Here is an 11,930-nt window from a genome sequence, read left to right on the forward strand (position 1 = left end):
AATCGATGTAGTGATTATTGAAAATCACTACATCGAAATCTTTTTATGGACTTTTGTGTTTTAAGGGGAGTTTTTAGATGAAAAAAATAGTGAACAACATATACGTACAATATTTATTTATCTTTGTATTTGCAACTGTAATAATTTTATCTCCATACATGTTAGGGGGAAAAAGTTTAATTAGTAAATACGATGCGCTGCAACAGCATATTGTGGCTATAAAAAATATAAGACTAATCTTGGAAAAAATATTAGAAGGGAGGTTTCATTTTACAGATTTTTGGTCGTGGAACATTGGTATCGGTGCAGATCAGTTTCAGATCTATAGTTATTATGGTATGGGAGATATTTTTACATACTTAGGTTTGTTATTCAAAGACTATGATGTATCTTTTGCTGTTATAATGATTTCAAAATTGTTTGTTTCAGGGCTGGGAATGATTTTATTTTTAGACTGGAAAAAAAGTATTCTAACGTATCTATACTTTCTGGAACTATGATTTACACCTATTGTGGCTATTCAATACATTCACTTACTTCGCATCCAATGTTTCTAACACCAATGGTTATTTTGCCTTTTTTTCTTTTAAGTATAGATTTTTTATTTGAAAGAAAAAATAGCGTACTAATTTCTATTGTATTAGCGTGGGCACTATGTAGTAATTTCTATTTTGCTTTTTTCGTTATCTTGGCTGGAGCCGTCTATTTTTTTATGCAACTTTTTACACGAATTGAAGGGTATAAAAATAGATGGCTTATGATTTTTAATGTAATAATTAAGCTATCCATTGGAGTTGGAATTTCTGCTGTATTTTTTATTCCGACCGTTTATGCATTTCTTCATTCAACGAGAGCTGATGTTCCTTTTGCGAATGGTTTAAAATCATACCCTTTAAAATTTTATGTTAATTTTTTTAATACATTTCTAATGCCGCCTGCGAATAGATCTTTTGAGTTTCATGGTGGATATGCATTAATAGCGATACCAGCACTTATTTATTCCTTTGTAAACTTTAAAAAGAACAAAAATACCTCGATAGGAATAATATTAATATTTTTAGGATTCATTTCTCCGATAGTTGCGGCACTAATAAATGGCGCATCTACTCCTTCATTAAGATGGGAGTTTTTATTAGGGATACCTTTAGCTGTGGCCACCGCTAATTTAATTGAAAACATTACTAGTATTACAAAAAAACAGTACTTATTAATGCTATTATTAACGTTCCTTTCTGTTTTATTGTCAAACTTTGGTAAAGGAATTACAAGAGAAATAGATCCGTATTTGTCATTTCTACTTATTTGGTTTATTGGAATATTTGTTATTTTATTACCAACGGAAAATTCATCTATAACGCAAAAAAGAAAAATTTTTTTGCTTGTCATTATTTGTGTTAATGCTGTTTTCAATGGTCTATATTATAATGCTGAATTTGGTTCTAACTATGTATCGTCACATATAGATAGAGACAAAGTAGATGAGTATTATGATGATTATATTTATGGTTTACAATCAGATATAGCAAAGTGGAATGAATCAAATGGATTCAGCAGGTTCTCTTTCACAAGAAGATTTCATAATACTAATTTGGGCTCAGCTTATGAGAATAGATCAAATGTCGGGGCTTGGAATAATTTAAGAATGGTCAATTCTTATTTTTCTTTACAAAATGAATATATTGGGGAATTTTCTAATTATTATGGAAACTCAGATATGGTTATGACCGAGCCACTCAGAAATGTTGATAATAGAATGATTTTATCGAATTATTTAGGCATTGAGTATTTAATCAGCAGAAATAAAGATGATGTTCCAATAGGTTATGATTTAATCAAAGAAGGTTCCTTTAAGAATCAAAAATTTTATATTTTTAAAAGTCAATATTCTTTACCGTTGATGTTTGGTTATAATTCTGTTACCTCAACGGAAAACAAACTGAATGGTATTATTAGAGAAGACTTTCTATCTACCAGCGCAGCAATAAATCCTGAAATGAATTTGGATGTTTTGAAAAAATTTAGAACAACAAAAAATCCCGATAATCTTCAAGAAATTCCAATAAATATAGAAAAGTTTCAAAATAATATAACGATTTCTCCAAAAACAAAGGAGGAAAATTTGAATGGAAATTATGAATATTACTTAAAATTAGATGGAGTATCAGTTCGTTATGATCATTTTTTGGATAGACTAAAAAAATATACTACACAATCTGATGATAATAAAGAATCTATTAAAGATTTTTTTATCAATGAATCGAAATTTACTACTACAGGTTCTACTATTCAGGTTTTACAAAACTCTAAGCTATTAAATCTGAAGTATATGTATAGTCCTTATGATCCATCTTCCTTTGCGATTGTTAATAACATATTATTTAATATTGGTAACCAAAACCAATTTGGTTTAGATAATGGAAATATTGTATTGAAATTGTTTTCAAACGACAAAATAGATATATCAAAAATTAAACTGTATAAAAAAGACGTAAATCAAGAAATTTTTGATAATTTACTTTCATTAAAAAATAGTGGTTTAAATAATCTAAAGGTTGATAACGGAGTGATTAGTGCTACATCAAATTTTAAGACGCCAACAATCATTGCTAGCTCCATACCGTATTCAGATGGATGGACTGTAATGATTGATGGTAAAAAGATTGATAAGTTTATTGTAAATAAGGGGTTTTTGGGTTTTGAGTTGAAAGATGGAGGAAAAAAAGATATAAAAATTACCTATATGACTCCTTGGTTACCTATTTCGTTATTCATAACAGGGATTTCAATTTTCCTGTTTTTTGGTATCAAAATAAAGAAAATTTTTACTAACTGAATTTTTTGCATAGTTGAGATACAGAATACTAAATAATTATGTATTGGTTCTTTTTCTTGCTTGTTTTTTTAATTGTATGATTAAATTATAATAGGAAAAAGATTGGAAGGAGATTGAAATTGAAAAATGTTATCAGATTGTTAGTTGGGGGATTGTTGTTAAGTACAACATTAAATGTTACAGCAGTTAAAGCTGCAGAAGATTCTTTTGCCAATAACGTAGAAAATCAAGTGACAATTGACACAGAAAGCATACAGAGTACTTCATCAGAAACTGAAAAAAATCAGACCAGTAAAGATGAACTTTTGTTTTCTACGGATTCTACAGAAAAAAATACTAAAACAGATGAATCTGTAGAAAGTACAGAAACTTCTACAACAGAAACTTATTCTGAAACAGATAGTGACTTACAAGCGTATCTACAGCAAACAGATGACTTATTTCCTTTGCAAGAAAGTCGCTCTGATTTGAATGGAGCAGCTGGGCGAAGAAAGTTACGCTCTTATGGTAGAAGTGCGTTTTCTATTCCAACAATTAATGCAGGTGAGTCTGGGAGACCACGATTTGATTTTATTGATGTATCTTCTTGGAATAGTGATTTAAAAGTATCGGATTATGTTAAAATCAAAAATTATGGTGTAAGAAGTGTAGTAGTGAAGCTTACTGAAGCTACTTCTTATAAAAATCCATATGCTGCTGATCAAATCAAAAATGCACAAGCAGCTGGTCTGAAGGTTCATGTCTATCATTACAGTTGGTTCACTAGTGTGTCACAGGCAAGAAGAGAGGCGGAATATTTTGCCGCGTTTGCAAAGAACCTACAATTAACTAGTAACACTTTAATGGTAAATGATATTGAAGAACCTCAGATTGTTAACAGTGGAGACCATACAAAAAATTCGCTGGCTTTTGCCCAACGATTAAGTGAGTTAGGTTTTAAAAATACTATGCATTATATTGGGCGTCATTGGGTTGACACAGGGAAGATTGACACTCAAAAATTAGGTTTAGATAACTGTTGGATAGCCCAATATCCTTATAACCCCACTAATCATTGGAATACAGAGTTTAGTGCGTGGCAATGGACCTCTCAAGTAGTTTTTCCAGGTGTTAATGGCGTTTTTGATATGTCAGCTGATTACAAAGGTAAGTTTATTGGTACACCACAAGGAGAGGCGATTAAAGATCAGCGTTATGTAACGATTACTAATAAAAATTATTCTATTTGGCAAAATTTTTCGTGGAAAAAGCGTTCAAATTCTGCAACTTATCTTAATAAAACTCTTGAAGTGCGCTATCGTTATGACCACGTTAATGGCTCAAGTTACTATTCTTTATATGATAACAACGGCAAATGGGTAGGTTATCTAAATAAAAATGCTACTACCAATGGCGCAGGTGGCCAATTTGGTAAAATTTATTCAACAAATAGCTATGTTAAGATCAACAGTAATGCGAATTTGTATACCAATAAAAATCTAAATAAGCCAAAAAAGATTACTGCTGAAATAAAAAAACAAGTTTATGTGGCTAAATATTATTATAACGCTTTTAATGGAAGACGTTATGAATCGCTTTATGATATGAACGGTAAATGGTTAGGCTATGTGGCAAATGATGTGTTGACAAAACAAGCAAATCAAGGACCAGCACGAGCGTTTCATCAATATGTTTCTATTAGTAGTAAAAACTATAATTTTTGGCAAAACTTTTCTTGGAAAAAACGCGATGCTTCTTCAAACTATTATCACCAAACACTGAATGCGAAATACATTTATGAGCATACCAATGGTAGTTCATATCTTTCTCTTTATGATAAGAATAATAAGTGGTTAGGTTACGTGAATAAAAATGGAACGAAAATTACTGGAAAACAAGGAATTGCGTTGTCTTATAATAAATCTGTAAAGATTAAACGCAAAAATTATAGTATTTGGCAAAATTTTTCTTGGAAGGAAAAAAATAAGAGTAGTAACTATTTAAACCAAACATTGACTGCTAAATATCAGTATAAACATTTTAATGGTTCAACATATTATTCCTTATACAGTCACAGTGGTGTATGGCTGGGTTATATTAATGCAAACGCTACGAAATAATTGTTGATAAAGTTTTAAAATAGCAAAAAGCATTTTACTCCTCCTGACTTTCGTGTATAATGGTACAAGCTAGTATCATGAAAGTAAGGAGGAGTTGTTTTGTCTAAACAACATCCAGAAGAAGAATCTTTCAAAGACAAGATTTTAAATTCGTTAAATAATTCAGATGAGGAAGCTTCTAAGCCAAAAAGAAGTTCCAATCAAGATGGTCAACAAAATAAAAGCAGTCAAAGAGAACGCTTGAATGTTGTAAAAGAGTCAGTTGGCACTAGAAGAAGTGGCGGAACCAAGGGAACTAACACTTCCTCTAAAAAAGGTACTACGACGAAAAAAGAAACAAAGAAAACGCCTGCCAAAAAGAAAAATGTAAAAGAAAAGATTAAAAATGATAATAAACCGGCTTTAAGTGCTTCTGCTGAAGAATTGCAGCGGCGTAAAATGCGGCAAAAAGAAGATCGTATTGTTAGTAAAATTGTCACAGTTGTCGTCTTAGCCCTACTTGTAATTGGTAGTATTTTAGGATTTTCTGTTTACCGTTATGTTTCTAGTAGTTTACAGCCGCTAGATCCCGATAGCAAAAAAACAATTGCGGTCGAAATTCCAAGTGGTTCCTCCAATAAACAAATAGGTGAAATATTACAAGAAGATAAAGTAATTAAAAGTGGAATGGTGTTTAATTACTATACGAAATTCAATAACTTAACTGGTTTTCAAGCTGGTAGTTATCATTTTTCACCTTCTATGTCTTTAGAAGATATTAGTAAGAACCTACAAGGTGGCGGTGCAGGAACTGCCGGAGCTGATGCCAAACTTACCATACCTGAGGGTGTTGATATCGATAAAATTGGTGATATTATTGCAAAAGATACCAAAATCAAAAAATCTGATTTTATTGATTTAATGAAAGATGAAGATTTCTTTAAAAAAATGGAGGAAAAATATCCTGATCTTTTAGCAAGTGCAGCTAAAGCAAGTGGTGTTCGTTATCGTTTGGAAGGTTATTTATTCCCAGCAACTTATGATTATTATAAGACTTCTTCTTTAGAAGATATTGTGACACAAATGATTGATAAGACAAATAGCGTTATGTCTGCATATTATGAAACAATTAAGCAAAAAAATATGGATGTTCAAGAAGTTATGACACTTGCTTCTTTAGTTGAAAAAGAAGGTGTAACAGAGACAGATCGCAAGAAGATTGCCCAAGTATTCTTTAATCGTATTGCGTCAGGAATGCCATTACAATCGGATATTTCAATTTTGTATGCATTAGGAGAACACAAAGAAAAAGTATACAATAAAGATTTGCAAGTAGATTCGCCATATAACTTATATACGAATACTGGTTACGGCCCGGGTCCATTTGACAGTCCAAGTGAACAATCAATTAAAGCTGTATTAGATCCAACACCAAATAACTATTATTATTTTGTCGCAGATATTAAAACAGGTAAAGTTTATTATGCAGAAACTTACGAAGAACATTTAGCTTTAGTTGAAAAATATGTCAATAATTAAATTATTAACATTTACATTTTAAAAAAAGCATGGTAACCTTTTCGATATTAATTGCGAAAAGGTTACTATTTGCGATTTTAGAGTTGAGAATGAAGGAGAAATTACCATGGTAGAAAAAGTATATCCAATGACAGTTGAAGGTAAAGAGAAATTAGAACAAGAATTAGAAGAATTAAAAACAGTAAAACGCGGCGAAATTATTGAACGAATCAAAATCGCCCGTGGTTTTGGTGACTTATCAGAAAACTCTGAGTATGAATCTGCAAAAGATGAACAAGCGTTTGTAGAAGGCCGGATTACAACTTTAGAAAATATGATTCGTTTTGCCCAAATTATTGATAATGATGGTGTCGATAGTGATGAAGTTTCACTGGGCAAAAAAGTTACTTTTGTAGAACAACCAGATGGTGATGAAGAAGAATATACCATTGTTGGTAGTGCGGAATCAGATCCTTTTTCCGGTAAAATTTCTAACGATTCACCAATTGCACAAGCTTTGATTGGTAAAAAAGTTGGTGAAGACGTCACAATCCAAACTCCTGGTGGCGATATGCTAGTAAAAATTACTAAAGTTGAACAAGCTTAATAAAATAAATTCATTTTCATAAAATTTAGATTTTAGAAGATAACAAAAGCCAGTTTAAGGACGATAAAAGTTCTTAAGCTGGCTTTTTATAATGATAAAACTAAGCACTCGTAATCAAAAAAATAATAAAAAAGTTGATTTTTTATAATCTGACTAACGCTTAGGTGAAAAAATCACTTAACTTTTAGTAGTTGAGATCATTCTTTTTTCATTCTTTAGACCGATTCTATTTTTTTCACTTTTCGTTATGATAAAATAGAAATGTTGTGAAGAATCAAAAGTTTTGGAGCGATTTATCTATGAAAAGATTAACTATCCGGAGGTGGCAGAATTGAGAAGTCCTTGGCGTTTTTTTCTTGTAGTTGAAGCACTATTGTTTCTTTATGCTCTATGGCAGGTCTTCAATAGTCCGCCTTTATTATTACTACTTATATTTGGTGTTTTATGTTTGTATACGACTAGCCGTACCCAAAAAAGAGGGCGTAGAACCAATTTTTGGTTGATTGTTGGTTTATTAGCAGTATTTATCAGTCTTTTAAATAATCCTGCTGTCTGGTTAATGTTAGTATTTGGTGTTTTATTTATTGGGTTAAAAGGCGTAGAAATAACAGGTCTGGATTTAACCAAAAATGCCTTTTGGAAGAAAAAACAAATGGTTATGGTAGAAACAACTGTTCCAAAACTTCATCCAAGTAAAATGGAGCGCCAAGCTTTATTTGGTAATGAAAGAATTGGTCATCAAGTTTTTGAATGGGATGATATTAACATCAATATGATTTCTGGTGATACGATTATTGATTTGGGAAATACGATTTTACCAAAACGAGATAATATTATTATGCTACGTAAGGGTTTTGGAAAAACAAGAATTTTAGTGCCGCTAGGAATTGGAATAGCCTTAGAGCATGGTAGCTTTATTGGAAATGTAACTTTTCTAGGTGAACAAACCGCATTACGCAGTGAAAGAATTACCGTCTATAGTGAAGATTATGATACGAGCGAACGTCGTATTAAAATTTTATCTAGTACTTTAATTGGGGATATTGAGGTGATTCGAGTATGATGGCAAAAATTTCAAAAGGAATGATTGCACTTTATACTGGAATTGCCATATTTATCACGTTAATTTTAGTTTTATTTTCTTATCTTCATGCTAATAAGGTTAAAGACTGGTGGCTTGTTTCACTACAAACGCGGGTTTTCTTTTTACCTTTGATATTTTATATTTTGGCTATTTCTGTTGGTTTTGGTGTGGTTACTTATATTTTGATTTCTTTATTCCGTAAGAGTTCATTTGGGGAAATAGAAGAAAAGTTAAGATTATTAGTGGCGGGTAACTATGAATCGGAGTTATTAAAAGAATCTGTTTCCCATTCAAAAGAAAATCATTATTTAACAGCGATTGATCAAGATATTGTCCAGATTGGCCAAAAGCTAAATAAGCTTTCTACAGAACTTCAAACTTTAAATAGCCGGCCACAATTAATGGACGGGCAGACAAAAGAAGAAATTTTAGAAGTGGAGCGGCATCGCTTAGCCCGTGAACTTCATGATTCTGTTTCTCAACAATTGTTTGCAGCTATGATGATGTTGTCAGCATTAAATGAGCAGGCCCAAAAAATGGAATTGCCATTACCACAGCAAAAACAACTACAGATGGTTTCAGATATCATCAACGCTTCGCAATCTGAAATGCGAGCACTGCTTTTACATTTGCGTCCAGTTAGTCTAGAAGGTAAGAGTTTGAAAATGGGGATTGAACAGTTGTTAAATGAGCTACAGTCTAAAATAAAGATTAAGTTGAAGTGGGAAGCAGAAGAAATTAGTCTTGCGCCTACCATTGAAGATCAACTTTTTCGAATTGTTCAAGAACTACTATCCAATACGTTGCGTCACGCTAAAGCAGAAGAATTGGAAGTTTATTTGCATAAAGTCGGGCAAAATGTCTTATTACGGGTCATTGATGACGGTGTAGGTTTTGATACAAGCGAGCAAAACGCCGGTAGCTATGGTTTAATGAATATTAAAGAACGTGTCGCCAGTGTCGGTGGTACGTGTAAGATTATTAGTTTTAAAGGACAAGGAACAAGTGTTGAAATAAAAATTCCAATTGTCTAGGATTAAAATATAATCGTAGATAATGTGATTTGGTTTGAAGGAGGATATTGGTGTGATTAAAGTGTTACTTGTCGATGATCATGAAATGGTTCGCTTAGGGGTTTCTTCCTATTTATCGATTCAAGAAGATATAGAAGTTGTCGGTGAAGCTGAGAATGGTCAAATTGGTTATGAAAAAGCGTTGGAATTAAAACCAGACGTGATTTTAATGGATTTGGTGATGGATGTGATGGATGGTATTGCATCGACCAAAGCCATCTTAAAAAGTTGGCCAGATGCTAAAATTTTAATAGTTACTAGTTTTATTGATGACGAAAAAGTTTATCCTGCAATTGAAGCTGGTGCATCAGGCTATTTACTTAAAACGTCTACAGCACATGAAATTGCTGACGCTATTCGGGCGACGTATCGAGGTGAACGAATCTTAGAACCAGAAGTTACCAATAAAATGATGCATCGCTTAACCAATAGAACGCCGATTTTACATGAAGATTTAACCAATCGTGAACGAGAGATTTTATTATTAATCGCGCAAGGAAAAAGCAACCAAGAGATTGCAGATGAGCTTTTTATTACTTTAAAAACGGTGAAAACCCATGTCTCTAATATTTTATCCAAATTAGAAGTAGAAGATCGAACTCAAGCTGCTATTTATGCTTTTAAACATGGTTTAGCCAAATGAGAAAAAACCTCTTCGATAGCACAACGAAGGGGTCTTTGTTATACTAACTTCATAAGTAACAGTCACTAAGTTTCAAATTTCTAAAATGAGGAGAATAAGATGAAACAAAATTATGCCATTATTGGCTTGGGACGATTTGGCGGCAGTATTTGTCGTACCCTAATTGAATCTGGTCAAGAAGTTTTAGCTATAGACAGTAGTGAAGATCGCGTGAATGAGTATATGAACATTGCTACCCACGCTGTTGTGGGGAATGCACAAGATGAAATGACGTTGCGTTCATTAGGAATTCGAAATTTTGATCATGTCATTGTTGCGATTGGTGAAGATATTCAAGCAAGTATTTTAGTCACGCTCATGGTTAAAGAAATGGGTGTACCAAATGTTTTAGCGAAAGCGCAAAATGAATATCACGCCCGCGTATTAGAAAAGATTGGTGCAGATCGCGTTGTCCATCCGGAGCGAGACATGGGCGTACGTATTGCGCATAATTTGGTTTCTAAAAACATTTTAGATTACGTAGAATTATCTGATGATTATTCTTTAGCAGAAATTCGTGTAACCAATCCGAAATTCTACGATAAAAGTTTAGCAGATCTGAATTTTCGACAAAATTTTGGCTTAACGGTGGTAGGAATTCGCCGCGTAAATGGTAAAGTAGTCGTTTCGCCAACTGCTGATGAAATCGTTTTAAAAAATGATAATTTGTTAGTGATTGGGGAAACAGATGATGTCGATATATTAGACGAAAAAATGAATGACTAGCGAGGGATACTGATGAAAATAACAATAACACCACAAGCTGCACAATGGTTTAAAAATGAATTGACAGTAGATGACGGAATGGGTGTACGGTTTTACGGAAAAGTTTATGGCAAAACCCAAGTTCATGAAGGTTTTTCAGTGGGAATGTCAGTGGATACACCTGAACATCCGATTGGAAAAATAACTGCAGACGGTATTTTATTTTACGCAGATGAAGCAGATGAATGGTTTTTTAAAGGTTACGATTTAACAGTTGATTTAGATGAAGAATTAAATGAACCTAAGTATCTATTTCAAGAAGAATAAAATTGTTAGGAGCCTATGCAGATGCTTTTATCAGTGATTGTACCTTGTTTTAATGAAGAAAAAAGTTTACCTTATTTTTTTACTGAAATGAAAAAAATTGAGCAAAAATTACCTCTTAAAATCGAATATATTTTAATTGATGATGGGTCTACCGATCAAACACTGCCACTCATGCAGCATCTAGCAAAAGAAAATCCTAAAAAAATTCATTACTATTCTTTTTCGCGTAATTTTGGTAAAGAAGCTGCAATTTATGCTGGTTTGCAAAATGCCAAAGGAGACTATGTCACATTAATGGATGCCGATTTACAGGATCCGCCGCACTTATTAGTCGAAATGTATCAGTTGCTAGTCGCACATCACTTGGATTGTGTGGGAACACGACGAAAAAACCGAGCTGGTGAACCAAAAATTCGAAGTTTTTTTGCTGATTTATTTTATCGTTTGATGAATAGAATTGGTGAAACAGAACTTGTCCCTGGCGTACGAGATTTTCGTCTAATGACACGAAAAATGGTGAATGCAGTTTTACAGATAACAGAGTATAATCGCTTTTCAAAGGGGATTTTTAGCTGGGTTGGTTTTCAGACAGAATACATTGCTTATGAAAATGTGGAACGTGTTGCTGGTAAAACTTCTTGGTCTTTTTGGCAATTATTAAAATATTCTCTTGATGGGATTGTAAACTTTTCTGATGTACCTTTAAATATTGCTTCTTTTGTAGGAGCATTTTCTTGTTTAGGCTCTGGTCTTGCTTTAATCTTTATTGTAATTCGGGCATTATTATTTGGTGATCCGACGAGTGGTTGGCCCTCAATGGTTTCGATTTTTTTATTTGTTGGTGGGTTGCAATTACTTTGTTTAGGGATTATTGGTAAATATATTGGCAAAATCTTTTTGGAAACTAAAAAAAGACCTCATTATTTAATTAAAGAATCTGATCAAGAAAATGATCAAAACCTTGGAAAATAGTTAGAAATAATGATTTAGCTATTTTACCAAGGTTTTTAATTTTGCATTTTA

11 protein-coding genes are annotated in these 11,930 nt (G+C 32.6%); all 11 read left to right on the forward strand.

Annotated elements, in window-relative coordinates; genetic code table 11:
• The first annotated feature begins 77 nt into the window (after positions 1-77).
• The 11 genes from RU96_RS01285 (at position 78) to RU96_RS01335 (ending at position 11,879) form a co-directional block, all read left to right on the forward strand.
• The gene (locus RU96_RS01285) at positions 78-500 is read left to right on the forward strand and encodes a YfhO family protein (RefSeq protein ID WP_071863736.1); all 423 of its coding nucleotides are present in this window, start codon (positions 78-80) and stop codon (positions 498-500) included.
• Positions 497-2,833: a YfhO family protein gene (locus RU96_RS01290; RefSeq protein WP_071863737.1), complete on the forward strand. Its 2,337-nt coding sequence runs from the start codon at positions 497-499 to the stop codon at positions 2,831-2,833. Before RU96_RS01285 ends, RU96_RS01290 begins: the two co-directional genes overlap by 4 nt.
• A gap of 119 nt (positions 2,834-2,952) precedes the next feature.
• A complete protein-coding gene (locus RU96_RS01295) occupies positions 2,953-4,932 on the forward strand; it encodes a GH25 family lysozyme (protein ID WP_071863738.1) in 1,980 nt (659 codons plus the stop codon).
• A gap of 99 nt (positions 4,933-5,031) precedes the next feature.
• Positions 5,032-6,450 (forward strand): endolytic transglycosylase MltG, encoded by a 1,419-nt coding sequence (mltG, locus tag RU96_RS01300; RefSeq protein ID WP_071863739.1) that lies wholly within the window; start codon positions 5,032-5,034, stop codon positions 6,448-6,450.
• A gap of 106 nt (positions 6,451-6,556) precedes the next feature.
• Positions 6,557-7,036, forward strand: coding sequence for a transcription elongation factor GreA (gene greA / locus RU96_RS01305; protein ID WP_071863740.1), 480 nt, complete (start codon positions 6,557-6,559; stop codon positions 7,034-7,036).
• Between the two features lie 331 nt (positions 7,037-7,367).
• Complete coding sequence (gene liaF, locus RU96_RS01310; protein WP_071863741.1) at positions 7,368-8,099, forward strand: cell wall-active antibiotics response protein LiaF; 732 nt, start codon at positions 7,368-7,370, stop codon at positions 8,097-8,099.
• On the forward strand, positions 8,096-9,154 hold the full coding sequence (locus tag RU96_RS01315; RefSeq protein WP_071863742.1) for a sensor histidine kinase: 1,059 nt from the start codon (positions 8,096-8,098) through the stop codon (positions 9,152-9,154). The genes liaF and RU96_RS01315 overlap by 4 nt, the downstream gene beginning before the upstream one ends.
• 52 nt (positions 9,155-9,206) lie before the next feature.
• Positions 9,207-9,836, forward strand: a complete 630-nt coding sequence (locus tag RU96_RS01320) for a response regulator transcription factor (RefSeq protein ID WP_071863743.1) — start codon at positions 9,207-9,209, stop codon at positions 9,834-9,836.
• A gap of 99 nt (positions 9,837-9,935) precedes the next feature.
• A complete protein-coding gene (locus tag RU96_RS01325) occupies positions 9,936-10,601 on the forward strand; it encodes a potassium channel family protein (RefSeq protein WP_071863744.1) in 666 nt (221 codons plus the stop codon).
• A 12-nt stretch (positions 10,602-10,613) separates the two neighbouring features.
• Positions 10,614-10,907, forward strand: a complete 294-nt coding sequence (locus RU96_RS01330; protein WP_071863745.1) for a HesB/YadR/YfhF family protein — start codon at positions 10,614-10,616, stop codon at positions 10,905-10,907.
• 15 nt (positions 10,908-10,922) lie between these two features.
• The gene (locus RU96_RS01335) at positions 10,923-11,879 is read left to right on the forward strand and encodes a glycosyltransferase family 2 protein (RefSeq protein WP_211269884.1); all 957 of its coding nucleotides are present in this window, start codon (positions 10,923-10,925) and stop codon (positions 11,877-11,879) included.
• Positions 11,880-11,930 lie beyond the last annotated feature (51 nt).

It is taken from the genome of Enterococcus canintestini, assembly GCF_001885735.1.
GTDB classification, from domain to species: Bacteria; Bacillota; Bacilli; order Lactobacillales; family Enterococcaceae; genus Enterococcus_C; species Enterococcus_C canintestini.

Bases quoted from the DNA above. Each gene is read 5' to 3' on its own strand.
- RU96_RS01290 (WP_071863737.1), top strand. From the start codon at position 497: ATGATTTACACCTATTGTGGCTATTCAATACATTCACTTACTTCGCAT.
- RU96_RS01330 (WP_071863745.1), top strand. From the start codon at position 10,614: ATGAAAATAACAATAACACCACAAGCTGCACAATGGTTTAAAAATGAA.
- RU96_RS01315 (WP_071863742.1), top strand. From the start codon at position 8,096: ATGATGGCAAAAATTTCAAAAGGAATGATTGCACTTTATACTGGAATT.
- RU96_RS01335 (WP_211269884.1), top strand. From the start codon at position 10,923: ATGCAGATGCTTTTATCAGTGATTGTACCTTGTTTTAATGAAGAAAAA.
- RU96_RS01325 (WP_071863744.1), top strand. From the start codon at position 9,936: ATGAAACAAAATTATGCCATTATTGGCTTGGGACGATTTGGCGGCAGT.
- greA (WP_071863740.1), top strand. From the start codon at position 6,557: ATGGTAGAAAAAGTATATCCAATGACAGTTGAAGGTAAAGAGAAATTA.
- RU96_RS01285 (WP_071863736.1), top strand. From the start codon at position 78: ATGAAAAAAATAGTGAACAACATATACGTACAATATTTATTTATCTTT.